The 24868-nt window shown below is 60.9% G+C and carries 29 protein-coding genes, 1 tRNA gene and 1 other RNA gene; 16 read left to right on the top strand and 15 right to left on the bottom strand.

Going from position 1 to position 24868, the window contains the following annotated elements:
- Positions 1 to 37 precede the first annotated feature (37 nt).
- Positions 38 to 1366 (bottom strand): capsule biosynthesis protein, encoded by a 1329-nt coding sequence (locus tag MU516_RS05055; protein WP_260276139.1) that lies wholly within the window; start codon positions 1364 to 1366, stop codon positions 38 to 40.
- A gap of 170 nt (positions 1367 to 1536) precedes the next feature.
- Here MU516_RS05055 and MU516_RS05050 point away from each other — a divergent pair, with 170 nt between their 5' ends.
- The 6 genes from MU516_RS05050 (at position 1537) to MU516_RS05025 (ending at position 6104) form a co-directional block, all read left to right on the top strand.
- Entirely contained in the window at positions 1537 to 2142 is a 606-nt protein-coding gene (locus MU516_RS05050; RefSeq protein ID WP_260276138.1) for a riboflavin synthase, read from the top strand.
- Between the two features lie 101 nt (positions 2143 to 2243).
- Positions 2244 to 3362 carry a 3,4-dihydroxy-2-butanone-4-phosphate synthase gene (gene ribB, locus MU516_RS05045; protein ID WP_260276137.1) on the top strand — a complete coding sequence of 373 codons (1119 nt, stop codon included), beginning with the start codon at positions 2244 to 2246 and terminating at the stop codon, positions 3360 to 3362.
- A gap of 4 nt (positions 3363 to 3366) precedes the next feature.
- Entirely contained in the window at positions 3367 to 3915 is a 549-nt protein-coding gene (locus tag MU516_RS05040) for a 6,7-dimethyl-8-ribityllumazine synthase (protein ID WP_260276136.1), read from the top strand.
- Entirely contained in the window at positions 3912 to 4415 is a 504-nt protein-coding gene (gene nusB / locus MU516_RS05035; protein WP_260276135.1) for a transcription antitermination factor NusB, read from the top strand. The genes MU516_RS05040 and nusB overlap by 4 nt, the downstream gene beginning before the upstream one ends.
- Positions 4416 to 4484: 69 nt before the next feature.
- On the top strand, positions 4485 to 4784 hold the full coding sequence (locus tag MU516_RS05030) for a hypothetical protein (RefSeq protein ID WP_260276134.1): 300 nt from the start codon (positions 4485 to 4487) through the stop codon (positions 4782 to 4784).
- Positions 4785 to 5195: 411 nt separating this feature from the next.
- On the top strand, positions 5196 to 6104 hold the full coding sequence (locus MU516_RS05025; protein ID WP_260276133.1) for a DUF481 domain-containing protein: 909 nt from the start codon (positions 5196 to 5198) through the stop codon (positions 6102 to 6104).
- Positions 6105 to 6224: 120 nt separating this feature from the next.
- Here MU516_RS05025 and ssrS read toward each other — a convergent pair.
- A non-coding RNA gene (gene ssrS, locus MU516_RS05020) (6S RNA) lies at positions 6225 to 6382 on the bottom strand.
- 154 nt (positions 6383 to 6536) lie between these two features.
- Between ssrS and MU516_RS05015 the strand changes: the two genes are divergently transcribed.
- A complete protein-coding gene (locus MU516_RS05015) occupies positions 6537 to 6971 on the top strand; it encodes an MmcB family DNA repair protein (RefSeq protein WP_260276132.1) in 435 nt (144 codons plus the stop codon).
- On the opposite strand, the gene MU516_RS05010 is transcribed toward MU516_RS05015, so the two are convergent.
- Positions 6952 to 7170: a DUF6324 family protein gene (locus MU516_RS05010; RefSeq protein ID WP_209055200.1), complete on the bottom strand. Its 219-nt coding sequence runs from the start codon at positions 7168 to 7170 to the stop codon at positions 6952 to 6954. The two genes, MU516_RS05015 and MU516_RS05010, sit on opposite strands and share 20 nt — an antisense overlap.
- Before the next feature lie 104 nt (positions 7171 to 7274).
- On the opposite strand from MU516_RS05010, the gene MU516_RS05005 reads away from it, so the two are divergent.
- The 4 genes from MU516_RS05005 (at position 7275) to MU516_RS04990 (ending at position 8994) form a co-directional block, all read left to right on the top strand.
- Positions 7275 to 7351, top strand: a tRNA-His gene (locus tag MU516_RS05005).
- A gap of 240 nt (positions 7352 to 7591) precedes the next feature.
- Positions 7592 to 7804, top strand: coding sequence for a hypothetical protein (locus tag MU516_RS05000; protein WP_260276130.1), 213 nt, complete (start codon positions 7592 to 7594; stop codon positions 7802 to 7804).
- A 113-nt stretch (positions 7805 to 7917) separates the two neighbouring features.
- The gene (locus MU516_RS04995) at positions 7918 to 8352 is read left to right on the top strand and encodes an ElaB/YgaM/YqjD family protein (protein WP_260276128.1); all 435 of its coding nucleotides are present in this window, start codon (positions 7918 to 7920) and stop codon (positions 8350 to 8352) included.
- A gap of 9 nt (positions 8353 to 8361) precedes the next feature.
- Positions 8362 to 8994, top strand: a complete 633-nt coding sequence (locus tag MU516_RS04990; RefSeq protein WP_260276126.1) for a phage holin family protein — start codon at positions 8362 to 8364, stop codon at positions 8992 to 8994.
- A 61-nt stretch (positions 8995 to 9055) separates the two neighbouring features.
- On the opposite strand, the gene MU516_RS04985 is transcribed toward MU516_RS04990, so the two are convergent.
- The 6 genes from MU516_RS04985 to MU516_RS04960 all read right to left on the bottom strand — a co-directional run bounded on the left by MU516_RS04985 (position 9056) and on the right by MU516_RS04960 (position 13844).
- Positions 9056 to 9436, bottom strand: coding sequence for a hypothetical protein (locus MU516_RS04985; RefSeq protein WP_260276124.1), 381 nt, complete (start codon positions 9434 to 9436; stop codon positions 9056 to 9058).
- 75 nt (positions 9437 to 9511) lie between these two features.
- The gene (locus MU516_RS04980) at positions 9512 to 9889 is read right to left on the bottom strand and encodes a DUF1850 domain-containing protein (RefSeq protein ID WP_260276123.1); all 378 of its coding nucleotides are present in this window, start codon (positions 9887 to 9889) and stop codon (positions 9512 to 9514) included.
- On the bottom strand, positions 9886 to 11973 hold the full coding sequence (locus tag MU516_RS04975) for a TRAP transporter permease (protein WP_260276121.1): 2088 nt from the start codon (positions 11971 to 11973) through the stop codon (positions 9886 to 9888). The genes MU516_RS04980 and MU516_RS04975 overlap by 4 nt, the downstream gene beginning before the upstream one ends.
- 75 nt (positions 11974 to 12048) lie before the next feature.
- The gene (locus MU516_RS04970) at positions 12049 to 13005 is read right to left on the bottom strand and encodes a TAXI family TRAP transporter solute-binding subunit (RefSeq protein ID WP_260276119.1); all 957 of its coding nucleotides are present in this window, start codon (positions 13003 to 13005) and stop codon (positions 12049 to 12051) included.
- 161 nt (positions 13006 to 13166) lie between these two features.
- Complete coding sequence (gene grxD / locus MU516_RS04965) at positions 13167 to 13529, bottom strand: Grx4 family monothiol glutaredoxin (RefSeq protein ID WP_260276118.1); 363 nt, start codon at positions 13527 to 13529, stop codon at positions 13167 to 13169.
- 72 nt (positions 13530 to 13601) lie between these two features.
- Positions 13602 to 13844 (bottom strand): BolA/IbaG family iron-sulfur metabolism protein, encoded by a 243-nt coding sequence (locus tag MU516_RS04960; RefSeq protein WP_260276116.1) that lies wholly within the window; start codon positions 13842 to 13844, stop codon positions 13602 to 13604.
- Positions 13845 to 13912: 68 nt separating this feature from the next.
- Between MU516_RS04960 and MU516_RS04955 the strand changes: the two genes are divergently transcribed.
- The 5 genes from MU516_RS04955 (at position 13913) to MU516_RS04935 (ending at position 17196) form a co-directional block, all read left to right on the top strand.
- Positions 13913 to 14350, top strand: coding sequence for a hypothetical protein (locus MU516_RS04955; protein ID WP_260276114.1), 438 nt, complete (start codon positions 13913 to 13915; stop codon positions 14348 to 14350).
- Between the two features lie 57 nt (positions 14351 to 14407).
- Positions 14408 to 15316, top strand: coding sequence for an MBL fold metallo-hydrolase (locus MU516_RS04950; protein ID WP_260276112.1), 909 nt, complete (start codon positions 14408 to 14410; stop codon positions 15314 to 15316).
- Positions 15317 to 15392: 76 nt separating this feature from the next.
- Entirely contained in the window at positions 15393 to 15947 is a 555-nt protein-coding gene (locus MU516_RS04945; protein ID WP_260276111.1) for a thioredoxin family protein, read from the top strand.
- Positions 15944 to 16624 carry a phosphoglycolate phosphatase gene (gene gph, locus MU516_RS04940; protein WP_260276110.1) on the top strand — a complete coding sequence of 227 codons (681 nt, stop codon included), beginning with the start codon at positions 15944 to 15946 and terminating at the stop codon, positions 16622 to 16624. The genes MU516_RS04945 and gph overlap by 4 nt, the downstream gene beginning before the upstream one ends.
- A gap of 143 nt (positions 16625 to 16767) precedes the next feature.
- Positions 16768 to 17196, top strand: coding sequence for a protein tyrosine phosphatase family protein (locus MU516_RS04935; protein ID WP_260276108.1), 429 nt, complete (start codon positions 16768 to 16770; stop codon positions 17194 to 17196).
- A 15-nt stretch (positions 17197 to 17211) separates the two neighbouring features.
- On the opposite strand, the gene MU516_RS04930 is transcribed toward MU516_RS04935, so the two are convergent.
- The 6 genes from MU516_RS04930 to MU516_RS04905 all read right to left on the bottom strand — a co-directional run bounded on the left by MU516_RS04930 (position 17212) and on the right by MU516_RS04905 (position 24703).
- Positions 17212 to 17538, bottom strand: a complete 327-nt coding sequence (locus MU516_RS04930) for an arsenate reductase family protein (protein ID WP_260276106.1) — start codon at positions 17536 to 17538, stop codon at positions 17212 to 17214.
- A gap of 173 nt (positions 17539 to 17711) precedes the next feature.
- Positions 17712 to 19016 carry a DUF3422 family protein gene (locus tag MU516_RS04925; protein WP_260276105.1) on the bottom strand — a complete coding sequence of 435 codons (1305 nt, stop codon included), beginning with the start codon at positions 19014 to 19016 and terminating at the stop codon, positions 17712 to 17714.
- 11 nt (positions 19017 to 19027) lie between these two features.
- Entirely contained in the window at positions 19028 to 20461 is a 1434-nt protein-coding gene (locus MU516_RS04920) for an NCS1 family nucleobase:cation symporter-1 (RefSeq protein ID WP_260276104.1), read from the bottom strand.
- A gap of 207 nt (positions 20462 to 20668) precedes the next feature.
- Positions 20669 to 22111, bottom strand: coding sequence for an NAD(P)(+) transhydrogenase (Re/Si-specific) subunit beta (locus MU516_RS04915; RefSeq protein WP_209055183.1), 1443 nt, complete (start codon positions 22109 to 22111; stop codon positions 20669 to 20671).
- A 12-nt stretch (positions 22112 to 22123) separates the two neighbouring features.
- The gene (locus MU516_RS04910; RefSeq protein ID WP_260276101.1) at positions 22124 to 23698 is read right to left on the bottom strand and encodes a Re/Si-specific NAD(P)(+) transhydrogenase subunit alpha; all 1575 of its coding nucleotides are present in this window, start codon (positions 23696 to 23698) and stop codon (positions 22124 to 22126) included.
- Between the two features lie 231 nt (positions 23699 to 23929).
- Positions 23930 to 24703 carry a hypothetical protein gene (locus MU516_RS04905; protein WP_260276099.1) on the bottom strand — a complete coding sequence of 258 codons (774 nt, stop codon included), beginning with the start codon at positions 24701 to 24703 and terminating at the stop codon, positions 23930 to 23932.
- Positions 24704 to 24868: the final 165 nt, after the last annotated feature.

Here is a 24868-nt window from a genome sequence, read left to right as displayed (position 1 = left end):
CCGCAGAGACCCGGCGGCACCACCATTTCGTGCGATCTCAGGCTCCAAGATCGAATATCTGGTGCCGATGTGCGACACGCCCCTGAGCGAGCGCCTCGTACGGATCTTCGGCCTGCAGGATCAGGTCCGCGACAAGCCGCAAGGCGTGCGCGCGCGACCGCTGGGAATAAAATCCGCCGGGGATCTGGCTGGTCTGCAGAAGATAGTCGCGCAACACCCGATACGCGCCGGGATCGGGAGGTTGCGGGTCGGCGAAGAAATCGGCCAGCGACTGGTCTGCGATGATGCCCGGTTTGGCGTAGATCGCGCGCCCCAGCGCCTTCACGGGAATGCCGCGCCACAGCGCCTGCTGTGCCGCCGTCGAGTTCACGGTGATCACCGATTTCGCATGGGCAAGCTGTGCTGCCAGCTTGCCGCCGCGCAGATAGTGCACGCGACCGGCGACCCCGAACCTTGCCGCGGCAGCCCGGACCGAACTGCGATTCCCCGCACGCCCATCCTCAAGCGGATGGGCCTTGAAAATCAGATGATGGTGGCGAGGCGCCGACCTGGCGAACTCTGCGACCACCGTGTCGATGAACTGCGCGTTGCTGCTGAACGCAGAATGGCCAAGGAAATTCGAATCGTGTTCAAGCTGCATCGGAACCAGCGAATACGGCCATCCCGCCAGCCTGCATTTGCGCCATTGCAATCGTGTCGTCAGGTTATACAGCGGCGACATCAGGAAACGCCGCAGATTCAGCCGGAATTCCTGCGCGACCGATATCGCACGGTGCCCCTGATACCGGCGATAGCCGCCATTCGCGACAAGCACCAGAAAATGATACAAGGCACCATAGAACTTGTGGTGACGCATGTCCCCCCAATGGGCCGGCGGGCGGTGTATCTCGTTGCCCGAGTCACGCAACGCGGCGCGCATCTGCGACAGCGGAATCCGAAGCATCGGCGAATGCCCGTTTGATCCGCCGCGTTCATAGCTGATCCAATAGGGGCGAAGATAGCCTTCCTCGAAGACATGCAGGCGCAGGTCATCGTCCTGTGTGGCGCTGCGGGCGATGTCGTGGATCGGGCGCACATCGCCGTAAAGCACGATATCCGTTACGCCCTTTTCGACAAGGATCCTGTCCAGATGCGCCGGCCAATCCTGCATCGAGCCTTCATGACGAATGTAATGCGCCTTGTCGGACCAGAAAAATTCGTCACCTGCGTTGAAGCCACAGCGCCAGACCGAGGCGCCAGCATCGCGCAGCAGCCGTCCCAGCTGATCGAAGAACGGGCCGTGCGGTCCCTGAAGCAGCAGGAAGACGCGATCCGAAGGCGGATCATCGTTCTTCTGGGTTCCAACGGGCACGGTCTGGTGAAGCATCCTGAAACGCGGTTCTGACGGTTTCGCATCTCATCGCATGCAAGTGTTACGATTTCCACAATTTTCGCGTGCAGCTTCATGGTTTGGACGGTTTGGTCCGCATCTGCGACGCTTGCGCGGGCGCGGGCGATGTCCTAGGTCAACCGCAACAAGGAATTGGGGGTTCGGGGATGTTCACCGGGATCATCACGGATATCGGAACCGTCCGCGCTGTCGAGATGCGCGGCGACATGCGTGCCCGCATCGGCTGCGGATATGACATGACGACTGTCGATCTGGGTGCCTCGATCGCCTGCGACGGCGTGTGCCTGACCGTGATTTCAAAGGGCGCGGACTGGTTCGATGTCGATATTTCGGCCGAAACGATCGCAAAGACGAATATCGGTGCGAATGGATGGGCCGTCGGCAAACAGCTTAATCTTGAACGTGCATTGAAGGTCGGCGACGAGCTGGGCGGACATATCGTCAGCGGTCATGTCGACGGCGTGGCGCGGATCGTCAACATGATGACCGAGGGGGACAGCCTGCGCCTGACATTCGAAGTTTCGACTGAGCTGGCGCGTTTCGTCGCGCAGAAAGGCTCGGTCGCCTTGAATGGCACGTCACTCACGGTGAACGAGGTGTCGGGCAACCGCTTTGGCGTGAACCTGATCCCGCATACCCGCCAGGTGACGACTTGGGGCGAGGTAGCCGAGGGCGATTCCGTCAACCTCGAGATCGATACGCTGGCACGCTATGTCGCGCGATTGGCTGAGGCCGGAATGACAGATCACTGAGGTGGAGCGCAGCGTGCACCTGAACCGCAAATGGGCGGGCCCCGACCGGGCGCCACCGGCGGAAGTCACGGACAGCACATCGAATTTCCAGGGGAACCAACATGCAGTATGAAGAACCCGGCCCGGTCGAAAGCGATCTTGGAGAGGCCATCTCGTCGATCGAGGAGATCATCGAGGATGCCCGCAACGGTCGCATGTTCATCCTCGTCGATCACGAAGATCGCGAGAATGAAGGCGATCTGGTCATTCCGGCGCAGATGGCGACCCCGGATGCAATCAACTTCATGGCGACGCATGGCCGTGGCCTGATATGTCTGTCGCTGCCGGGTGATCGCATCGATGCGTTGGGCCTGACGCTGATGAGCCCGAAGAATTCCAGTCGTCACGAAACGGCGTTCACCATGTCGATCGAGGCGCGCGAAGGCGTCACAACCGGCATCAGCGCGCATGACCGGGCGCGCACGGTCAGTGTCGCCATCGATCCCGGCAAGGGCGCGGCCGACATCGCCACCCCCGGCCACATCTTCCCGCTTCGCGCCCGCGATGGGGGCGTGCTGGTTCGTGCGGGCCACACCGAGGCAGCGGTCGATATTTCGCGGCTCGCGGGGCTGAACCCGTCAGGCGTGATCTGCGAGATCATGAACGAGGATGGCAGCATGGCGCGGCTGCCTGACCTGGTGGCATTCGCGCAGAAGCACGGATTGAAGATCGGCACGATCAGCGATCTGATCCGTTATCGCCGCCGCCACGACAACCTGATTGCCGAACGCAGCCAGCGCGCCGTCAACTCTTTGCATGGTGGCGACTGGATGATGCGGGTCTTCGCCGACGAGACGCAGGGAGCCGAACATATCGTGCTGACCAAGGGCGATCTGACTGCGCAAGGTCCGGTTCTGGTCCGCATGCATGCGCTGGATCCGCTGCACGACGTTCTGGGAATCGGTCGCGAGGACGCCGGCAGCCTGCCCGCGGCGATGGCCGAAATCGCGAAAGAGGGCAGGGGCGTCGTGGTGCTGATCCGTGACCTGACAAATGCCGTCGCCTCGCCGGGCGAGGTCGGGCCGCATACCTTGCGTCAATATGGTCTGGGGGCGCAGATCCTGTCGGCTCTGGGACTGTCTGAACTGGTGCTGCTGACGAATTCCGCCCCTGTGAAGGTGGTGGGGCTTGACGCCTACGGGCTTTCGATCCATTCCACGCGGCCTATTCCAAAGGACTGAGCGCATGGCATCGAACACCCAGCACCATCAGCTTGATCTGCCACGCTTCGAACAGCCGGTTCGCCTGCTGGCGGTGGTCGCGCCCTACTACAAGGATATCGCGGACGCGCTGTTGCAAGGTGTGCGTGGCACCGCACAACAGGCGGGCGCGGCGTTGGATGTGGTCGAGGTGCCGGGCGCGCTGGAAATTCCGACGGCCATCGGCATCGCTGCACGACAGGCGAATTATCATGGGTTCGTGGCGCTTGGCTGTGTGATCCGGGGCGAAACGACCCATTATGATACGGTCTGCAATGACAGTTCGCGCGCACTGACACTGCTGGGGTTGCAGGGGGTCTGCATCGGGAATGGCATCCTGACGGTCGAGAATGTCGCCCAGGCCGAAGTGCGGGCCGATCCGACCGGACAGAACAAAGGTGGCGGCGCGGCCGCCGCGGCGCTGCATCTGGTGGCGCTGTCGCGTAAATGGTCGGGGCATCGCAGCCCGAACCCTCCCGGTGATCCGGATCTGATCCGCCTTGCGGGACAGCTGGAAGGGCAGGACCGGTCATGAGCGGAAATGCCGACAAGGGGGCGACCCCACGCAGCGATCGCCGCACACTCAGCCGCGCCGCACGGCTTTATGCCGTTCAGGCGCTATTTCAGATGGAATCCGCGGGACAATCCGCCGATCGCGTCCTGAAAGAATTCCGGACCTATCGCATCGGTGCCGAAGAGGCCGAGGGCGTATCGCCCGAGGCGGACGAGGCGTTGTTTGAACGGATTGTCGGTGATGCGGTCACCTGGCAGTCGAAAATCGACCAGGCCACAGATCGCGGGCTGGTCGCCAAATGGCCGATAGACCGGATCGACCCGGTGTTGCGGGCGCTGTTCCGTGCTGCCGGGGCAGAGCTTGTGACACCGCGAACACCGTCGCGCGTGGTGATTACGGAATATGTCCAGTTGGCCGAAGCCTTCTTTACCGAAGGCAAAGAGCCGAAATTCGTGAATGCCGTGTTGGATCATGTCGCGCGGCAGTTGCGCCCGGACGATTTCGCGAAAGCATCAAACTAAGCTGTTCACTCCTTCGCGGGATCGGGTAAGGTAGAGGCAGCAATCATGCTGCCAACTCCGGGTTCTTCAATGCCGCGCCTTGTTCGCCTTTACATCTTCAGCGCGCTTGCAGGGCTTGGGCTGTCGGTCGTGTTCGTCGCGCTGCTGTTGCTGCTGGATGTGGGTGGCCTGCGGCATCTGGTGCTGGGCAGCAGGGACGGTTGGCTTGCCGGAATCACGCTTATCATCCTCAACATGATCGTGTTTGCAGCCGTGCAGTTCGGAATCGCCGTGATGCGGCTTGCCGATTCGCCCCCGCCATGCGGCGGCACCGGGATCTTTCTGAACCGCCTTAGACCTTCTTCTCAGCAGGCGTGCGCGCGCAGATGACCGACACGGCACTTCAACCTGCGGCAGAATTCATCCACCTCGTGCTGAATATGCAACAGGAACACGACACGCGTCGCCGTTGTTACTTGCTTAACTTATAGGCAGTCACGGAAATATTTCGATGTTCCGGACGGGTCAGCTCCTGATTTCGGGCGCATCTATGGCGGATTTTCGTTTTAGAAACCGCAGTTGAGCGTAAAATAGTTTGGTTCCACATTTTGCGGTCACGGTTATATTTCGGCATTTTTTCGCCACCCTATCACCGCATCATGACTCCTCACATTTTCGGCATCCCTTGATGTCCTTCGACCGCCTATGAACCGGCGGCGGGCAATACTAATTCATGTTCAGCAGAGATGCTCTGGCACCGGAAACGGGTCAGGACAACGAAACTCAGCTCGTGAGGATAAAATGAAAAAAGTTACGCTGCTGACCGGCACCGCCGCAATTCTGGCCGCCCTGTCGGTTCCGGCTTTCGCCCAGACCGAAATGGCAACCGGCGCGAATGCGACCGGTGTTGCCGCGATCGACGATCGCATCACTGACATCGAAGACGATGTGACCGACGACTTCGACCGCTCGTCTGACCCCGATCGCTTCGGTCCGAGCGATCGTCGTCAGGGCCTGTTCGGTTCGATGTCGTTGCAGTACAGCGGTTCGACCGGTAACTCGGAATCGCAGGATCTGGCGATTGCTGGCCGCGTGTCCTACAATCAGGCACCTTTCGCCCAGTCGGTCGGCCTGGCCATCGAGTTCGGGGAAAACGAAACCGGTGACAAGGACAAGGAAGAAGTCAGCGCGATCTATGACGCGCAGTACTACTTCAACGACCGCTTCTATGCCTTCGCTCTGGGCCGGTTCGAAATCGACAGCTTGGTCGACGGTGAGGCCGAGGGTTCGGAAACCCCCGCTGACGTCGCCGACGAACTGACCGACCTGCGTCGCGATGGCTTCCTTGGCTTCGGTCCGGGCTACCGCATCATCAACAACGACAGCACGACCTGGCGTGTTCAGGCCGGTGTTGGCGTTCGCTACACCCAGACGGGTCAGCAGTATATCGACGACGATTCGGAAACCGAAACCGGTTACATCGCGTCGTCGCGTCTGTATCACCGCATCAACGACATGATGTTCGTGACCAACGACACCGACTACCTGGGTTCCAGCGATGCCGATGACGTCATCACCAACGAGCTGGGCCTGAACTTCAAGATGTCTGATCAGCTGGCAACCCGCGTCAGCTACACGACCGAATATCAGGAAAACCGCGAGATCCGCACCGACAACACCCTTGGTGTTGCTGTGGTCTACGGCTTCTGATCCCAACCGGATCAATTGTCTCTCTGGAAGGGCGGGTTCATACCCGCCCTTTTTCATGTCTACCATGTGACGGATACGCAAAAACCGCCGCTGCCACGGGGCAGGGCGGTGATGGAAGTGGCGGGAACCGCAGCAGCCGCGGCAGCGCGAGATTTCCCGAAAGCCTGGAGTACCAGGTGGGTGCCAGGTAACGAGACCAGGGCCTCGACAGAGCCAGCCCCCTCGGAAAAGTTATAGGCCAGTGGAAAAATGGCCGCTCGCGAGCAGAGCAGAAACCCGCCACCGCTGACAGATAGGGCGCAGTTGCCGTGCTTTCAAGTCATGTGTTCAAGAATCGGGAAGCCGGCGCCCTTGCGCAATGTTGCCGCTTCGTTCTAGTCTTTCGCGATGCAGACCATTGACCCGACAGAGCCCCATGACATCTCTCCGGACATGCCCGGGCAACGCCTGGCGCGCGGCGTGTCGCGGCTGCTGCACAGCATGAACCACGCTGCGGTGACCGAGTTCGTTCCACGTCGCGGTCTGAGGGTCGATCTGATCAGCATCGGTCCCAGATCCGAAGTCTGGATCATCGAATGCAAAAGCAGCCGTGCCGATTTTACATCGGACCGAAAATGGCAAGGCTATCTTGATTGGTGCGATCGCTATTTCTGGGCTGTCGATGCCGATTTTCCGACCGAACTTCTGCCTGACAACAGCGGGCTGATCATGGCAGATCCCTATGGGGCCGAAATTGTGCGGATGGCGCCAGAGACCCGGCTTGCCGGTGCCCGGCGCAACCGCCTGATCCGTGACATTGCGCGCATCGCCGCCCTGAGACTGCAGATGCAGAACGATCCCGAAGCGTTTAGCGGCGCGGTTTCTTAGGCTTGTCTGATTTGCTGCGGATCTGTCGCACGGCCTCGGCGGCGGCCATCAGTTCTTCGGCGATCTCGACTGCCTCGTCAGGATCGAAGTCCAGCGGCAGATCGACGCCCTCTGCCTCGACATAGATCCGCACCATGCCCTGATCGGTGGGGCCGACCTGCAGGTTGGCGGAGATATTGCTTTCGCTATTGATGCTCACGTTCGCTGTCCTCGCTTTCGCTGACGCTTTCTGTATCCTGTGGGGAAATTCACGGCAAGTCGGGCTTGCAACCTGATCCGGGCCGGTTTACAGAACGCTCCCGTGCCGCCTTAGCTCAGTTGGTTAGAGCGCTGGATTGTGGATCCAGAGGTCCCCCGTTCAAGCCGGGGAGGCGGTACCATTCCCCAAGATCATTTAGGGTGATTTGCAGACCCGGTCTGTGCCCGGATGCCGCTTCACGCTGTGCGGTGCGGCGGAAAGTCGCGCAATAGGCAACCCTGCCTACTGAAAAGGGCAGGTCTTCATCTGCTAAAGTGGCTGCTATAATAGCTTCAGGCGCTCAGGAACGCCTGGGTGCCGCGCCGCGATGCGGAATTTTACGTGGGCAGGCGATGTGCCACCGCTTCGGATGGAGCCGGAAATGACGATACTGGATGCGGCCGCGCTGCAGTTCCTCGCCAGCCTTTCCAGTTCATGCCAGTCTCGCCAGGACATCGCCGATCTGATTGCACGGGAAATGTCACCCGAGCTGGGGGCGGGGGTGCTGCTGATGTATGCACAACAGGCCGAGCATGCGACCGATCCGCTCTCCAAGGTAGTCGTTCTTGCCAGCCGCAAGCTAGCTGGTTCCTGAAGCCGACGTTTCTGTTCCGGCTGTGCAATTTTCTTCGTTGCAGTGGAACGAAGCGGTATCGCCGCGGGTTTTCCACATGAAACGCAACTTCGACCTTCGGAAAGGATATTTCCATGGCTCAATCGAACCCTAGCGCCGAACAACTTCGGCGTGACGCCGAATCCGCCGCTCGCGAGGCACGTGACGATCTGCGTGACGGCGCCCGCAAGATCGCCGACGACGTCCGTGACACCGCCCGTGATCTGGCCGACAACTCAGGTACCGACAAGCTGCGTCAGCGTGGTTCCGAGTTGGCAGAAAATGCGCTTGAGACCGGACGGCATTATGCCGATCAGGCGCGCGAGAAGGGTGAGGAATACGCCGAGCGCGCACGCGCCGAGGCAGATCGCCTGTATGCGAAGGGTCAGCGGACGGCCGATGAGGTCGCGCATTACGCCGAAGATCGGTATGATGAACTGTCCGAAATGGTGCGCCGCAACCCCGCCCAGTCGCTTGGCATTGCCGCTGGCGTGGGCTTTCTGGTCGGGCTGATTCTGGCACGGCGCTAGGATCCTGGAATGTTCGACTACGCGCAAAGACTGCAACTAGCGCTGGGTGATATCGCCCGGCGCTCTGTTCTCAAGGTTGTTGCGGGGGTGGTTCTTGCCGTCGCGGTAGGCTTCCTGATTGCCGCCCTATGGTCTTGGCTGGCCTATGGTGTTGGCTGGGGTGCAACCTTGGCATCGCTTTCCGTCGGCGGCGGTTTCGCTCTGATCGGCATCATTATCCTGCTGGTAGCCTCGAAGCCCAAGCACACGATGCCGACAGGCGAAGACCTGCGCCGTGAGGTCGAGGCCAGGGTCAGCTTGGCAACCGATGCTGCTGTTGGCCGAGCACAATCCGAGGCGCTGCGCGTCGCCGATATGGCCGAGAACAAGGTGCATTCGCTAATGGACCGCGTCGGCTTTCGGTCCAAGGACACCGCGAACCGCGCCGAAAGGGCGGTCCACGGGTTTGTCCGCAAACGTACCGAGAATGTCGGGCTGGATGCCGAAAAGGTGGCCGATGCGCACAAGCGTGTAACACGTGCCTCCGAAAGCAACGCAGGCAGCATGGCTAAGCTGATCGGAGCGTTTGCCATTGGCATCACTCTTGCAGCAAAGCTGCAGGAGAAGCGTCGTTCGGACGACAATTTCGACGATTTCCTGTAAGCGCCAATCAAACAGGGGATGCGCAAAAGCGCGCATCCCCTTTTCTGGACGGGTTGCCCGGCTACATCGTCACGCTGCGCGACGACAGAGCGCCTACCAGATCGGCAAGATCGTCCCAAGTGAACGGTGATTGAAGGCTGAACCAGCCTCGTCGGGCAATTTCTTCTTTGGGATCTTCACCAAGCCGTACCACGATCTCAGCGCCACGTTGCTGCGCCAGGTAAGACAGGCCGGTTTCCTCAAGCTGTGACAGCGACAGCTTGGTGATAAGCACCGTGCGCGCATCGGCCGCCGCCGACGGAAGCTGCTCGACGACATCGCTGACATTTGGCAGGCATCTGGTATCGCAACCGGGCACGGCAGCCTGCAGCCCACTTTGCATGTCGTGGGCGATGAAGCTGTCCTTTTCGATGATGACGAAGCGGAGCTTTGAGTCGGTCATAATGCAAGCAGCATCACATTCCGCATATGCTAAGGCAATTAAACCTTTGTCAGCTTTTCGTAACCCTGATCCGATCTAGTCATCTGCGCTTGCTGGACAGGGGCGCAAAGAAATGGCTTCACCCGAAGCCTCGCCCAATTCGTGGCAGGTCCGCGCGCCGTCACAGATCCGCCAGCCGCCGCCCGTCGCCCCGCTGGCGGCCAACAGCAGTTCGCGCTGCGGCGCAAGATCGGGCGTCCAGACCCACCAACCATCGCGCAGCACGGCGTCCGGCCCAGGTTCCATGCCGGCACCAGACCCTTTTATCGCGGCACCAGTCAGAACCAGCCGGTCTGTTTCGACCCGCCAGAATTCGCGCCAGACCACATGCTCGATCGAATGTGTCCATTCCAATGTGAAATTTCGCGCGCTCAGGGACAGGGCCACGGCGCCGGCCAGAAGGCAAGTGCTCATGAGCGACGCGTCCGCAGCCACCATAGACCGACGAACAGCGCCGTAAGCGCCAGGCCGATCTCGTCCGTCAGCGGTAGCGCGGCGATCAGCGTGAATGCGGCGACCGCGGCCAACACCCGTTGCCGGATCGGCAGTCTTTGCCCCAGCCAGCCGATCACGGCGATGCCCCACAGACCAATGGCGATCACACATTTCGCTACGATATATGCGACGGCTGCAGAATATCCGATGGCCTGCGCCAGCGGGCCTCCATCCTGCAGCATCAGGGCGGGCGTATAGACCGCCATATAGGGAATCACGAAACCGGCGGCGGCCACCTTCAGTGCCTCGAAGCTGATTTTCAGCCCGTTCTCTTTCGCGATCGGCGCGGCGGCAAAACAGGCCAGTGCGACGGGCGGGGTCAGGTCGGCCAGGATCCCGAAATAGAACACGAACATGTGGCTGACGATCAGCGGCACACCCAACTCCAGCAGGGCAGGCGCCGCGATGGTCGAGGTGATGATATAGTTCGGGATCGTCGGGATACCCATGCCCAGAACGATGCAGGTGATCATCGTCAGGATCAGCGACAGGATCAGGCTGTTCTGGCCGACCGACACGATATACAGGCCAAAGGTATTCGCGGCCCCGGTCAGAGTCATGGTGCCGATGATGACGCCGACAAGCGCACAGGCAACGCCGACGGGCAGGGCGGTCTTGGCCCCTTCGGCCAGGCTTTCGATGACCTGCCAGATCGTCTTGCGCCCGCCCGAATAGATCATGTTCCAGACCAGCAACGCGGCAATCCCGCCCCATAGCGCGGTATTGCCAAAGCGCAGGAAACTGGCCGCAACAAGCCCAAGTCCGATCCAGAAGATCGTCTTCAGCACCGTTCCCGGCAATCCCAGCGCGGCCGAGGCGCCAAGGATCAGCATGATGGTCAGTCCGAGGCCAACGGTGCCCGCAAACAGCGGCGTGTAGCCCGAGAACAGCAGATAGACCAGCACTGCCAAAGGAAGGATCAGATACCAGCGTTCGCGCAGCGCCTTGCGAGCCGATGGCAGATCCTCTTTGGACATGCCGCGCAGATCGCGGCGACCCGCCTCAAGATGGACCATCCAGAAGGCGCTGGCGAAATAGAGGATCGCGGGAATGATCGCGGCACGGACGACCTCGACATAGGCGACGCCAAGCGTCTCGGCCATGATGAAGGCGACCGCGCCCATCACGGGCGGCATGATCTGGCCGCCCATCGACGATGTGGCCTCGACCCCGCCAGCGAATGCGGATCGATAGCCGAAACTTTTCATCAGCGGGATCGTGAACTGTCCGGTGGTCACGACATTGGCCACGCCCGAACCCGAGATCGTGCCCATCATGCCCGAACTGACGACGCTGACCTTGGCTGCGCCGCCCATGCGGTGCCCGACCAAGCCCAGACTGACATCGGTGAACAACCGGATCATGCCGGCCTTTTCAAGAAAAGAGCCGAACAGGATGAACAGGAAGATGTAAGTCGCGCTGACATACAGCGGCGTGCCATAGATGCCCTCGGTCCCGAAGGACATCTGTTCGACCACCTGGGCGAAATCATACCCGCGCGTCACAAGTGGTCCGGGGAAATACTGTCCGAACAGCGCATAGACCAGAAACAGCCCGGCAACGATCGGCAGCGCCGGCCCCATCACGACATAGGCCGCGCCGAATGTGGTGATCAGCGCCAGCACGCCGATCACGACATCCCACTGGTTCAGCATCCCGGAACGCATCATCAGAGGGACATATTCGACCCACTGATATCCCGCGACCACCACGCCAAGTCCCGCCAGCGCCCAGGACAACAGCTTGCCCATCCGACCACGCCCGCGCAGCGCCGCCAGCAGCGGAAAGCAAAGCAACATCAGAAAGCCCAGATGCAGGGCCCGCTGGATCTGACTGCTGAGGGTCACCAGATGGGCGGCGATCGCGATCTGGTACAGCGAGAATGCCACGGCAATCCAGAACAGGGCACGGCCTTCCCGTCCTTCGGGAAAGCTCTCGGCCAAAGGATCACGGATCGTCAGATCGGCATCGCCGACGGGGGCAGGGTGGCGCAGGTCGGTCATGATGTCATCCGATGTTGTCCAGGCGGGCCGGGATGCGTGATCCCGGCCCCCGACACTGGCGGCAGATGTGCCAGATTATTCGGCGCTGACGCCGACCTCATCATAGTAGCGCTTTGCGCCGGGATGGACCGGCACCGGCATTCCGGTCAGCGCGTTCTTGACATCGATGCTGGCAGTGGCGGCATGCGCGGCCTTCAACTCATCCAGGTTCTCGTACATCAGCTTGGTCATCTGATAGGCCGTGTCATCGCTGACCTCGGTCGAACTGATCAGAAAATTGATCACGGCAACGGTCGGGACATCTTCGGTCTGGCCGTCATAGGTGTTCGCGGGGATCGTTTCGGCGACATAGGGTGCCCCCAGCGTCGAGGCGATGTCTTCCGGGACCGAGACGACCGTGATCGGGATCGACGTGGACAGATCCTTCAACGATGCGACGCCAAGACCCGCCGATTGCAACGTCGCATCAAGCTGACGGTTCTTCATCAGTTCGACAGATTCCGCGAAGGGCAGATACTCGACCTTGCCCAGATCGTCATAGGCCATGCCAGCCGCCTGCAGGATCGCGCGTGCGTTCAGCTCGGTCCCCGATTTCGGCGCCCCCACGGACAGGGCTTTGCCACGCAGATCGTCCAGCGTCTTGATGCCGGACTCCTCGCTGGCGACGATCTGGATGAAATTGGGATACATTGCGGATATTCCGCGCAAATTCTCCAGTGGTTGCGGAAAGCCAGCCTCGGGGTTGCCTTCGGCCGCGAACTTGACCGAATCACCAAGGGCGATCCCGATCTCGCCCTTGCCCTGCTGCAACAGGTTCAGGTTTTCGACGCTGGCCTTGGTGGACTGGACCTGAACCTTCGCATCGGGGATGCCGTCCGTGTAGATCTTGGACAGTGCGCCGCCGACCGGATAGTAGACGCCCGAGGTTCCGCCGGTCAGGATGTTGATGAATTGCTGTGCCCCTGCCGCGAACGGCACGGCGCCAAGCGTCACCACGGCGGCGGCGGCCACCAACTTGCTGCGAAGCGTCATTTTTTCCTCCCTGATTGCTTATGAGGCAGCAGGTTAGGAGGCTTTCCGACACAGGTCAAAGCAGAAAGCGCGGGCATCTCAGGTTGCCCCTGCGGGCAATGCAAACGGCCGGGCAGGGTGCCCGGCCGCGTATTGCGTTAGGTTGTCAAAGCCCCATAAAATCAGGCGTTGGCTTCGCGGATCTTCTCGGCTGCCGCCTTGTCGTAGGCGACCTTCTTCTGATCGAACAGCTGGTCCAGCTCTCCGGACAGGGTCATTTCCGTGATGATGTCGCAACCGCCGACAAACTCGCCGGCGACATACAGTTGCGGGATCGTCGGCCAGTCGGAATAATCCTTGATACCTTGCCGTATTTCCTCGTCAGACAGCACGTTCACGTCGCGGTAGTCGACGCCCATATAGTTCAGAACGCCGGCCACGCGGCTGGAAAACCCGCATTGCGGCATTTCCTTCGTACCCTTCATGAACAGCACGACATCTGCGGCATCCACCATATCCTGGATCCGGGTCTTCACATCGCTCATCTGGTCGGTCCTTTCGGTCGGAAACCCGCCATGGGCGGGTCGATGTCATCTTGTTGCAGGTCGGGCGTCTGATCAGTCAGGCGCCTTGGTCGTCAGGGCAAGAGCGTGAAGTTCGCCTGCGGGGCCATCCATCTTGCCTTGCAAGGCGGCATAGACGGCACGCTGCTGTTGCACCCGGTTCTTGCCGCGAAAACTCTCGTCGATGACCTCGGCCGCGTAGTGGTTCCCATCGCCGGCCAGATCGGTGATCGTGATCACGGCGTCGGGGAACGCCCGACGGATCAGCATTTCAATGTCATGAGCTTCCATCGCCATGGCATAGTCCTTCCTGGTTCCTCGCCAGATGTAGGGGATGCAGGAAAGCGCCGCAAGGTCACGGAAGAATGGCCGCCGCGACGATGCGCCACCACAGCGGCCAACTGATGGGCTTATTCCGCGGTCGCGGCACCGACCGTACCACCGACGACGGCGCCAGCAGGTCCCGCGACAACGGCGCCACCCAAACCGCCTGTGGCGGCACGTTCCGTGGCATTGTTTCCACAGGCAGCAATCACAAACAGCATGCCGCCAACAAGTATAGAGGTCATAGTACGCATGAGATGTTCCTTGTTTTCGTCGGTCCTGAGGAAAAGATCACTGGGAAGATGACGCCTGAAGCGGCCCAACGGTTCCGAGCCTTGAGATGCGCACAAGAGGCCTTGGGTCAGCATGGCGAACTTCGCTGCACAAGGGGAGTGTCGGATCAAGGCGGCGAACTCAGCGATAGAAGCTGCAAAACCAAGGCGATCTATAAGCGTAATAATCAGTATTATGGAACATAAATGCGGTATGCCGGCATCATATCCTTATGTTAGCATGTGTCCTACTGGAGGACCCCTATGAAAAACCTGACCCGCCGCCATCTTCTTCACTGTGTTGCCGCGCTCGGACTTGTTGGTTCCCGTGCCTGGGCAATCACCGAGGCGGAGTTCGACGGATTCTCGATTCAAACGCTTTCCGACGGCAAACTGGTATTGCCCATGGATTTCCTGATACCGGAGAGCGTCAGTCGCGACGAGGTCAACGACATCCTGACAAGCGCCGGGCTTGACGGCGACAGCTACGATTCTCCGCTGAACCTGACGCTGATGCGCCGCGGCGAAGATCTGATCCTGTTCGATGCAGGTTCGGGGCCCGATTTCATGCCAAGCGCAGGCAAGCTTTCCGAAGCGCTGGATGCTGTCGGAATCTCAGCCGATCAGATCACGCATGTTGTCTTCACTCACGCGCATCCCGACCATATCTGGGGCGTTCTGGATGATTTCGATGAGCCGCTGTTTAGCAACGCACGCCACCTGATAAATCGTGTCGAACGTGATTACTGGATGGCTCCAGCAACAATGGAAAGCATTGATCCGTCTCGGCAAAGCTTCGTTGCGGGTGCGCGGCGGCGGATCGAGACGCTTGGTGACCGGCTTGAAACCTTCGAGGACGGTGACGAGGTCGCAAGCGGCATCAAGGCCATTCTGACCCCCGGACATACGCCGGGCCATACAAGTTTCGACCTTGCCGGCAAGGCATTCGTCGCCGGTGATGTGGTCACCACGCCGCATTTGGGCTTTCAGCGTCCATGGCTGCCGTCGGGCAGCGATCAAAACCCAGAAAAAGGTGCGGAAACGCGTCAGAAGGTTTTGAATCAGCTAGCAGAATCAGGATCAGTGATCATCGGCTATCACCTTCCCGACGGTGGAATCGGCAAGGTAATCCGCGACGGAGATGCCTTCGTGTTCCGGGCCGATCAAGATTAACCCTGCGACCATTTACAGACTTGTCCCGGCTTCCGGGCTTCCCCAAGATCGCCCGAACAGCATGAAGGAGGATCACATGGCCGTTTCACCACCCGTGTGCGATTTCGGCGCGCCTTGGCATGATTTCATCCTGCCCGGCACGGATGGACGCAGCTACTGCCTGGAGGATGTCACCGGTCCGAACGGCACTTTGATCATGTTCATCTGCAACCATTGCCCCTATGTCCAGTCGATCATCGACCGGATCGTTCGCGACGCGAAAGAGATGCAGGCCGCCGGCATCGGCGTCGTCGCCATCTCGGCGAACGATGTCGCGGATTATCCTCAGGATGGACCCGAGCACATGAAGACCGAAGCCGATCGTCACGGCTTTACCTTTCCGTATCTCTATGACGAAACGCAGGCTGTCGCACAGGCCTATGGTGCGGAATGCACCCCGGATTTCTTCGGCTACAACGCCGCCGGTCAACTGCAGTATCGAGGACGGTTCGATTCATCGGCCAGAACTGCCGGCCCTCAGGACGCGCGCCGCGAACTGCTAGAGGCGATGCTTGAAATCGCCGAAACCGGGAAAGGTCCAGAAAATCAGACGCCTTCGATGGGTTGTTCAATAAAGTGGAAAGCTGCATGAATGTCTGTATGGCGCCCTGCCCGGTCGTTTTCGATCTTGACGGCACACTGATCGATAGCGCGCCCGACATCCATGCTTGCGTGAACGCGGTGCTTCGCCAAAACCAGATTGCGCCTCTCAGCCTCGACCGTGTGCGCAGTTTCATCGGCGGCGGTGTGGACGTGCTGTGGACCAAGGTCGTCGCGGCGACCGGAGTCGATCCGTCCCACCAGCGCGATCTGGTCGCGTCGTTCATGACCCGATACCACACGGCAACTTCGCTGACGCGAATGTTTCCCGGGGTGCCAGAGGCGTTGGGGCAACTGGCGGATCGCGGGCATCCGCTGGGGATCTGCACGAACAAGCCGCTTGGACCGACACGGGCGATACTGGAGCATTTCGGGATCGACAGAATGTTCGCAACCATCATCGGCGGCGATTCCATGCCCGAGAAAAAGCCCGATCCCGCGCCGTTGCGTGCCGCCCTTGCGGCGCTTGGCGCCGACCCGGAAACCCCGAAGGCAATCTATGTGGGCGACAGCGAGTTCGATGCGGCCTGTGCAGCCGCCGTGCCGGTCCCGTTCCTGATCTATGATCGAGGTTACCGACAAATCCCCTTGGAAAATCTGATATTTCGGGAATCTTTCGGTGATTTCGAAGGACTTCCCCGCCTGATCGAAGCCGAAGCGTTGCGATAAGACGCCAATATCGTGATCGGTGATCGATTGACTGAATCCTGGGCAACCCCGCGACTTTTTTCTCAGCACGCGGGTCGCAAACTTGACATAACGATCGCAATGACGGCACTGGGGCAGTCGCATTCGACAACGAAAGGGTCGTCATGGATCTGCGTCAACTCAGCCCCAATCTTGCGGTATCCGCGCAGATCAGGCCCGAGGACGTGGCCGATCTGGCTGCGGCAGGCTTCAAGGTTCTGATCAACAATCGCCCCGATCAGGAGGTCGGTGCCGATTGCGATCACGAGGTGATGGCGAAGGCGGCCGAGGCAGCCGGGATGCAGTATCACTATCTGCCGTTCCATCCCGGCCAGATCACGCCTGAACTGATAACCGATTTCAGCGCCGCGTCCGCCGGACATGCGCCGGTGATTGCCTATTGCCGCTCGGGTCACCGCTGCACGGTTCTGTGGGCACTAAGTCAGGCCAGCAAGCGTCCCGAAACCGAAATCCTGGAGACCGCGACAGGCGCAGGCTATGATCTGTCTCCCGTCCGGCCCCTGTTGGCGTCGCTGGCCAACCGAAAGCTGTGATCGGCGCGTCGGGCGTCAGGCCGGCACGTCCAGCGCACGTTTGACATTCGCGGTCCAGCCAAGCAGCCGCAGGTCGTCTGCCATGATCGCCGGCCGCTTCATCACACTGGGCTTCTCGCCCATCATGACGACGGGATCAGCCAGACGTTCCTGTTCGGACATGCCGCGCCACGTCAGGCTGGCGCGGTTGATGATCTTGTCGCCGAACTCGGCCACCAGCCTTGTCCGTTCTTCCTGGGACAACGGCTCTTTCTGGACATCGCGAAATTCGACCGACCAGCCGTGGTCCTGCAGGGCGGCCTGGGCCTTCTGACAGGTCGAACAATGGGCCAACCCATACATCGTCAGTTTCCTCGACAAATCCGCATCTCCATATGGTTCAGATGAACGGCACGAAAGGCACGCCGCATGCCGATAGGGTCAACACAGCCAGAAGCCCGAGATATCGCCGCATCGCTGCTTTCCCTTGCAAGTCCCCTGCCCGCGTTATCGCGTTCGCAAACGCAACCCGCAAGTCACAAATGCCCGCGTTCGCCGGGCTGCTGAAGCCGCCGTCGCACTTGCCGCATGGCCCACCAGACCAGCAGCACCGCAACGGGCGTCATCCCGGCTATCAGGTAGGACTTGTCCAGACCGATGGCATGGGCAAGCGGCGACAAGGCATAGGAAAGCAGCCCGACCGCGTAATAGCTGATCGCGACGACTGACAAACCCTCGACGGTATGCTGCAGTCGCAGTTGCAGATCGGCCCTGCGGTCCATTCGTTCCAGCAGATCCTGGTTCTGCGCGGATCGTTCGACATCGACCCTGGTGCGCAGCAACTCGCCCGCGCGGGCGGCGCGTTCGACCATTGTCTTCAGGCGCGTTTCATTCGATTTGACCGTCCGCATCGCAGGTTGATACCGGCGGCGCATGAATTCGGTCAGCATCTGCCGCCCCATGAAGCGCGTCTCGCGCAGTGCACTGATCCGATCCATCACGATGGCTTCATAGGCCGCCGTGGCTCCGAATCTGAAGGAATGCTGGACCGCCTGCGCCTCCAACTCGGCCGAGACCGACAGCAGTTCCTGCAGCAGTGCATCCGCGGGCCTGTCCTCGGTCATTCCATCGACGATCGCGGACAGGCGCGGCTCTAACTCGTTGAGGCGGCGCGACAGGCTGCGCGCGCGCCCAAGCCCCAGCATCGACATGGCGCGATAGGTCTCCAGTTCGACGACCCGATGGACAATCCGCCCGATCCTGCCGGAACCGGTGTCCGGCCTGACAAACAGCGCAAAGCGCATCCAGCCATCCGCGTCGATGCGGAAATCTCCTGCGATCATCGCCGTCTCATCAAGCACCCAGACGGCGGTCAGGCTGTCGCGCGCGAACCAGTCACCAATCCTGTCCAGAACCTCTTGCGGATCCTCTGGCAGAAGGTCGATCTGGACCAGCACCGCCGCCACCCGCTTGCCCGGCGCCGCCTGTTGCCATTCATCCGGAAATATCGCGGCCGCCGATGGATCGAAGGCGCGCGCGGGCAGACCGGGGGTGGTGGCCATGTAGGTCACGAACTCGGTATGGCTTTCCCATTTCAGTTCGTGCCGTCCCAACTGGCCCTGATAGTGGCTTTCGTCGGGGTCGGGCCGCGGCGCGCCGTGACGGCCGGTCAACTGTTCCAGATGGGCCACATCGCGACCGCGATCACGGTTCACGGCGTCCCGGGGTTCCTTGAAGGCGACGAAAGCACAGGTCGATGGCGCCCCCAGACGGGGCGAGGGCCGGGCATGAAGTTCATTCACCAGCGCATAGCGCAAGGGATGTTCGGTTGCCGGGCCCACGCCAGTCTCCTTTATCTTCGGCCGCACAGCACGATGTACAGCACCCCGCCCAGTACCGCGCCGATCAGCCAGCCAAAGCCCGAAAGGGCCTGCAGCGCCGGAAGCCAGACGGTCCCGATCGAAAACAGGGCCGCAAGTCCCACCGCTGCGATCGCGCGCATGTTCCAGCCGCCATCATAGTAATACCGGCCTGCCGGGTCTTCGGTGAAAAGCTGATCTATGACCAAGTGTCGCTTCTGAACCACATAATAGTCCGCGATCAGGATCCCGTAGAGCGGCGCCAGAATCGCCCCCAGCGTGTCCACGAACCCGGCAATCCCGATGGTCGAAATCAGCGACACCCACAATGCACCGATCACAAAGGCGATCGCGGCCGTGATGATGCCGCCGGTCCGGGCGCTGATGGTCGAGGGCGACATGTTCGCGATGTCATAGGCCGCCGGAATGAAGTTGGCGACCAGGTTGATCCCGACGGTCGCGGCGAAGAATGTCACCGCCGCAATCAGCGTCAGCGCAAGGCTGTCCACGCGTTCGACGATGGCTGTAGGATCGGTCAGTCGCTCACCGAACAGCACGACCGCGCCTGCGGTGATGAACAGCGCGATAAAGCTGAAGAACGCCATCGACACCGGCAGCCCCCAGAAATTGCCGGCCCGCATCTGCTCCTCGGTCTTCACAAAGCGCGAGAAATCGCCGAAATTGATGACCACCGCGGCGAAATAAGCGACCATTGTGCCGACGACCGCGACAAATCCGGAAATGACCTGACCTTCCGTTTCATCGCCCTGAAAAATCACCCCGATCTCAGAGAAGATACCGTTGCCGGCCTTCCACCAGATCATCAGCGCAAGGGCGATCATCACCACATAGACGAAGGGGCCGGCCCAGTTCAGGAACTTGCCGACCCATTCGATGCCCATCAGGAACAGTCCGATCTGGAATCCGGCGACGATGATATAAGCGATCCAGTCGATCCCGGTCAGTCCCAGAAAGCCCCCTGCCCCATGTTCGATCCCGAACAGCGCATGGATTGCCAGCGCAACGGCGGTCGAGGCGAAATAGGTCTGCACGCCATACCAGAAGATCGCGACGATCCCGCGCACAAGTGCGGGAAACCGCGCGCCCTTCACACCCATCGCCGAACGCGCCATGACCGCATATGGAATACCGTAGCGGACAGACGGGCGCCCCGACAGGTTCACCAGCCACATCACCAGAAGCCCGGCCACCACGATTGCGGCGAAAGTCAGCCAACCATTCAGCCCGTATGACAGGAACAGCGATGCCGCTAGAGTATAGCCAAACAGGCTTTGAATATCGTTGTTCCAGACGTTGAAGATCTCGAAACTGCCCCAGTTTCGCCGCTCGTGCGGGACTGGCGCCAGATCCTCATTATACAGCGACGGATCGCCGCCGCTGATATGAACATAATCTGCGTGATTCATTTTTCCGCCCCTGCTGAATTGTTAACAATCTCATCTCAGCGCGGGGAAAGGCAGCGACGCAAGCCTGTTGGCAAGCTGATGGCTGCGGAATTCGTTGATACAGTATTTACGATTTCTTGCTAGTCGCATTGCCCGGATGGCGGGCAAGCCATGCACGAATCGATCCGGAAGAGGAAAAGGGGCCCCCGAAGGCGCCCCTTTCTGTGCTCAATCCAGCAGCGGCAGCAGCTTGTTCACGCTGTCCTTGGCATCGCCGTAGAACATCCGGGTGTTCTCTTTGAAGAACAGCGGGTTCTCGATGCCCGAATAGCCGGTGCCCTGCCCGCGCTTGCTGACAAAGACCTGCTTGGCCTTCCAGACTTCCAGAACCGGCATGCCGGCGATCGGACTGTTGGGGTCGTCCTGCGCGGCCGGATTCACGATGTCGTTCGATCCGATGATGATGACCACATCGGTATTCGGGAAGTCATCGTTGATCTCGTCCATTTCCAGAACGATGTCATACGGCACCTTCGCCTCGGCCAGCAGCACGTTCATGTGGCCCGGCAGACGGCCTGCCACAGGATGGATGGCGAAGCGCACCTCCTTGCCGGCAGCACGCAGCTTGCGGGTCAGTTCGCTGACCGCCGACTGCGCCTGCGCCACGGCCATGCCGTAGCCCGGAACGATCACGACGCTGTCGGCGTCATTCAGCGCCGAGGCCACGCCGTCCGCGTCGATGGCGATCTGTTCGCCCTCGATCTCGGCTGCGGGTCCGGTATCGCCCCCGAAACCGCCAAGGATGACGCTCACAAAATGCCGGTTCATCGCCTTGCACATGATATAGGACAGGATCGCACCCGACGAGCCGACCAGCGCCCCAGTAACGATCAGCAGATCGTTGCCAAGGGTAAAGCCGATGGCGGCTGCGGCCCAGCCAGAATAGCTGTTCAGCATCGACACGACCACGGGCATGTCGGCGCCGCCGATCCCCATGATCAGGTGATAGCCGACGAAGAACGCCAGCAGCGCGATCAGCATCAGCCAGAACACGCCCGGCCCGACGCCGGTGCAATAAAGAATGCCAAGCAGCAGCGACAGACCAACCGCACCGGCATTCAGCATGTGTCCGCCGGGCAGTTTCTTCGGCTTGCCGTCCACCTTGCCGGCCAGCTTGCCGAACGCCACCACCGATCCGGTGAAGGTCACGGCACCGATGAAGATACCCAGGAACACCTCGATCTTCAGCATGCCGATCTCAGCCGGGGTCTTGTGCGCCAGGACCGCCGCGAAACCCTGAAACTCATGCGCCGCGTTCTCGGCCTTCAGGCGCAGGACGCGCGCCAGTTCGATCTGTGCGTTGAAGCCCACGAAGACAGCGGCCAGACCGACCAGGCTGTGCATCGCGGCGACCAGCTGCGGCATCTCGGTCATCTGGACGCGTTTTGCAACGACCCAGCCGACGCCGCCGCCGATGGCGATCATGATGACCGACAGCAGCCAGTTGCCCGCACCCGGACCAAACAGCGTCGCCAGAACGGCCAGCCCCATGCCGACAATGCCATACCAGATCGCGCGTTTCGCGCTTTCCTGACCCGACAGCCCCCCAAGCGAGAGGATGAACAGGATCGCTGCGACCACATAGGCGGCAGTGGTAAATCCGTATTCCATGTGCCCTCTCCCTTACGACTTCTGGAACATGGCCAGCATCCGGCGCGTCACCAGGAAGCCGCCGAAAATGTTAACGCCCGCCATCAGCACCGCCAGCGCCGCAAGGATCAGCACCCAAGCCGAGCCCGAGCCGATCTGCATCAGCGCGCCAAGAATGATGATCGAACTGATCGCGTTGGTAATCGCCATCAGCGGCGTGTGCAGCGAATGGGCGACGTTCCAGATCACGCGGAAGCCCACGAAACAGGCCAGCACGAAGACGATGAAGTGCGACATGAAGCTGGCAGGGGCGACAAGCCCGACCAGCAGCACCACGATCGCGCCTGCCGCAAGCAGGGTGACCTGTGACTTGGTTTCGGCCTTGAAGGCTGCGATTTCCTGCGCCCGGCGTTCCTCGGGCGTCAGTTCCTTCTTCTTTTCCTTCGGCTTCTGCGCGGCGATCGCCGCGACCTTGGGTTTGGGCGGCGGATAGGTGATGTCGTGATCATGCGCCACGGTGGCGCCGCGGATCACGTCGTCATCCATGTTGTGGTCGATCACGCCGTCTTTTTTCGGCGTCAGGTCCGCCATGAAGTGACGGACATTGTTGCCGTAAAGTTCGGACGACTGGGCGCCCATGCGGCTGGCGAAATCCGTATAGCCGATGACGACCACGCCATTGTCGGTCACGATGCGTTTGTCGGCGACGGTCAGTTCGCAGTTGCCGCCCTTTTCGGCGGCCAGGTCGACGATGACACTGCCCTTCTTCATCGCCTCGACCATGTCCTTGGTCCACAGCACCGGCGCGTCGCGGCCGGGGATCAGGGCGGTGGTGATGACCACGTCCATGTCCGGGGCCAGCTCGCGGAACTTTTTCAGCTGCGCTTCGCGGAATTCGGGACTGGACGGTGCGGCATAACCGCCCGTCTCGGCACCGTCCTTGGTCTGTTCCTCGAAATCGAGATAGACGAACTCGGCGCCCATGGACTCGATCTGTTCGGCCACTTCTGGACGAACGTCGAAGGCGTAGACTTGCGCGCCAAGGCTGGTCGCGGTGCCGATGGCGGCCAGACCCGCCACACCCGCGCCGACCACCAGGATCTTGGCCGGCGGGACCTTGCCCGCCGCCGTCACCTGACCGGTAAAGAACCGACCGAAATTGTTCGCGGCCTCGATCACGGAACGATAACCCGCAATGTTGGCCATCGAGGACAGGGCGTCCATCTTCTGCGCGCGGCTGATCCGCGGCACCATGTCCATCGCGATCGCCGTGATGCCCTGCTGTTTGGCCTTTTCCAGCAGTTCGGCGTTCTGAGCAGGGTAGAAGAACGAGATCAGTGTCTGACCTTCGCGCATCTGCCCGATTTCGGATTCGGATGGCTGGCGCACCTTGGCCACAACATCCACCGCCTCGATCAGCGCGCCCGCCGTTTCGGCAACCGTTGCACCGGCCTTGCGATAGTCCTCATCCGAAAATCCGGCCGCTTCGCCTGCGCCGCTTTCGACGAAGACCTCGTGCCCCAGTTTCTGAAGATGCGCGGTAGATGCCGGCGTGATCGCCACCCGTGCCTCGCCTTCGAAACTCTCCTTCAAAGCGCCAATCTTCATGGCGTTCAAGCCCCCCGATATCCCAGTTCGCAGTCGCGTCTGCATAGCATCGCGTCGCAAACAATCACAAGGCCGCGATTCGTCCGACCCACTCTCCTGACCGCAGATCGGCACGAAATGCGTGGCTTGATGTCGGCTGCCGTCGAATATTCATCCGTCAAGGTGTTGATAAAAAAGGCCGCACGTTCGAAACGCGCGGCCCTCGTTCTCAAGTCTCGGCAAATCCGAACTTTAGTTGGTGTTGGTCGTCTCCGAAGGGGTTTCGGTGGTCGCACCGGTCGCATCGTCGGTGACCGCAGGCTCTTCTTCCACCGAGATGGCGTCGTCCAGGGCATCGGCAGCATCCCGTGCGGCGTTCTCGGCAGCGGTGGCTGCATCCGAAGCGGCTTCGGACGCGGCTTCACCAGCGTTGTCCAGCGCCTCACCAACCGCATCGGCGGCGTTATCGGCAGCAGTTGCAGCGTTGTCAGCCGCATTCTCGGCGGCACTGGCCGCGTCGCCCGCTGCGTCTTCGGTCGCGGCGGCTGCGTCGCCCGCAGCATCTTCGGTCGCGGTGGCTGCGTCGTCCGCCATGTTCTCGGCACCTTCGGCAGCATCCTCGGCAACGTTCTCGGTCGCAGTCGCAGCGTTTTCAGCGGCGGTCTCGGCCTCGGCTGCAGCTTCGTCCGCTGCGGCTTCGGCGTCGGCGGCGGCGTTTTCGGCAGCAGCCTCGGCGTCATCGGCAGCGTCTTCGACTTCGACGGCAGCTTCGTCGCCGACGGTCGCGTCAGCAGGCGCCTCTTCCGTGGTCGTGACGGTGGTGGTGTCACCCTCTACGGCGACGGTATCATCGGTCATGAAACGCTGCAGCACGAAATATGCCAAGGCCAAGGCCAGAAGCACGCCGATGATCAGCGGCAGCGGCGACGAGCGGCGCTCGACCGGCTCGACATAGGCTTCCTTCGGGGTCGCCGGATCGCTGTCCACCGGATTGGTGCGCTTGGGATCGTTGGGGTCGTAGGTCATCACTGGCCTCCATTATGACTGTCAGAACACCGGATTAGCGTCGCTACCCTGTGGTCTAGCCGCCCGCGCCTGTCAATCGGATAGGCGAACGCGGCCTGTCTTGCGACCCGGCTTTCAGCCGACTAACACAGGCAAAGACGAACAGGTTCCGCCTGCCGCAAAGCT

The sequence above is a fragment of the Paracoccus maritimus genome, from assembly GCF_025195095.1.
Classification (GTDB): domain Bacteria; phylum Pseudomonadota; class Alphaproteobacteria; order Rhodobacterales; family Rhodobacteraceae; genus Paracoccus; species Paracoccus maritimus.
Note: the sequence above shows the minus strand (reverse complement) of the source record. Positions and strands in the feature narration are given on the sequence as shown.

Excerpts from the sequence above, each read along its gene's own strand:
- MU516_RS05055 (WP_260276139.1), bottom strand. The coding sequence starts at position 1,366 with ATGCTTCACCAGACCGTGCCCGTTGGAACCCAGAAGAACGATGATCCG.
- MU516_RS05050 (WP_260276138.1), top strand. The coding sequence starts at position 1,537 with ATGTTCACCGGGATCATCACGGATATCGGAACCGTCCGCGCTGTCGAG.
- ribB (WP_260276137.1), top strand. The coding sequence starts at position 2,244 with ATGCAGTATGAAGAACCCGGCCCGGTCGAAAGCGATCTTGGAGAGGCC.
- MU516_RS05040 (WP_260276136.1), top strand. The coding sequence starts at position 3,367 with ATGGCATCGAACACCCAGCACCATCAGCTTGATCTGCCACGCTTCGAA.
- nusB (WP_260276135.1), top strand. The coding sequence starts at position 3,912 with ATGAGCGGAAATGCCGACAAGGGGGCGACCCCACGCAGCGATCGCCGC.
- MU516_RS05030 (WP_260276134.1), top strand. The coding sequence starts at position 4,485 with ATGCCGCGCCTTGTTCGCCTTTACATCTTCAGCGCGCTTGCAGGGCTT.
- MU516_RS05025 (WP_260276133.1), top strand. The coding sequence starts at position 5,196 with ATGAAAAAAGTTACGCTGCTGACCGGCACCGCCGCAATTCTGGCCGCC.
- MU516_RS05015 (WP_260276132.1), top strand. The coding sequence starts at position 6,537 with ATGCCCGGGCAACGCCTGGCGCGCGGCGTGTCGCGGCTGCTGCACAGC.
- MU516_RS05000 (WP_260276130.1), top strand. The coding sequence starts at position 7,592 with ATGACGATACTGGATGCGGCCGCGCTGCAGTTCCTCGCCAGCCTTTCC.
- MU516_RS04995 (WP_260276128.1), top strand. The coding sequence starts at position 7,918 with ATGGCTCAATCGAACCCTAGCGCCGAACAACTTCGGCGTGACGCCGAA.
- MU516_RS04990 (WP_260276126.1), top strand. The coding sequence starts at position 8,362 with ATGTTCGACTACGCGCAAAGACTGCAACTAGCGCTGGGTGATATCGCC.
- MU516_RS04985 (WP_260276124.1), bottom strand. The coding sequence starts at position 9,436 with ATGACCGACTCAAAGCTCCGCTTCGTCATCATCGAAAAGGACAGCTTC.
- MU516_RS04980 (WP_260276123.1), bottom strand. The coding sequence starts at position 9,889 with ATGAGCACTTGCCTTCTGGCCGGCGCCGTGGCCCTGTCCCTGAGCGCG.
- MU516_RS04975 (WP_260276121.1), bottom strand. The coding sequence starts at position 11,973 with ATGACCGACCTGCGCCACCCTGCCCCCGTCGGCGATGCCGATCTGACG.
- MU516_RS04970 (WP_260276119.1), bottom strand. The coding sequence starts at position 13,005 with ATGACGCTTCGCAGCAAGTTGGTGGCCGCCGCCGCCGTGGTGACGCTT.
- grxD (WP_260276118.1), bottom strand. The coding sequence starts at position 13,529 with ATGAGCGATGTGAAGACCCGGATCCAGGATATGGTGGATGCCGCAGAT.
- MU516_RS04960 (WP_260276116.1), bottom strand. The coding sequence starts at position 13,844 with ATGGCGATGGAAGCTCATGACATTGAAATGCTGATCCGTCGGGCGTTC.
- MU516_RS04955 (WP_260276114.1), top strand. The coding sequence starts at position 13,913 with ATGGCCGCCGCGACGATGCGCCACCACAGCGGCCAACTGATGGGCTTA.
- MU516_RS04950 (WP_260276112.1), top strand. The coding sequence starts at position 14,408 with ATGAAAAACCTGACCCGCCGCCATCTTCTTCACTGTGTTGCCGCGCTC.
- MU516_RS04945 (WP_260276111.1), top strand. The coding sequence starts at position 15,393 with ATGGCCGTTTCACCACCCGTGTGCGATTTCGGCGCGCCTTGGCATGAT.
- gph (WP_260276110.1), top strand. The coding sequence starts at position 15,944 with ATGAATGTCTGTATGGCGCCCTGCCCGGTCGTTTTCGATCTTGACGGC.
- MU516_RS04935 (WP_260276108.1), top strand. The coding sequence starts at position 16,768 with ATGGATCTGCGTCAACTCAGCCCCAATCTTGCGGTATCCGCGCAGATC.
- MU516_RS04930 (WP_260276106.1), bottom strand. The coding sequence starts at position 17,538 with ATGTATGGGTTGGCCCATTGTTCGACCTGTCAGAAGGCCCAGGCCGCC.
- MU516_RS04920 (WP_260276104.1), bottom strand. The coding sequence starts at position 20,461 with ATGAATCACGCAGATTATGTTCATATCAGCGGCGGCGATCCGTCGCTG.
- MU516_RS04915 (WP_209055183.1), bottom strand. The coding sequence starts at position 22,111 with ATGGAATACGGATTTACCACTGCCGCCTATGTGGTCGCAGCGATCCTG.
- MU516_RS04910 (WP_260276101.1), bottom strand. The coding sequence starts at position 23,698 with ATGAAGATTGGCGCTTTGAAGGAGAGTTTCGAAGGCGAGGCACGGGTG.
- MU516_RS04905 (WP_260276099.1), bottom strand. The coding sequence starts at position 24,703 with ATGACCTACGACCCCAACGATCCCAAGCGCACCAATCCGGTGGACAGC.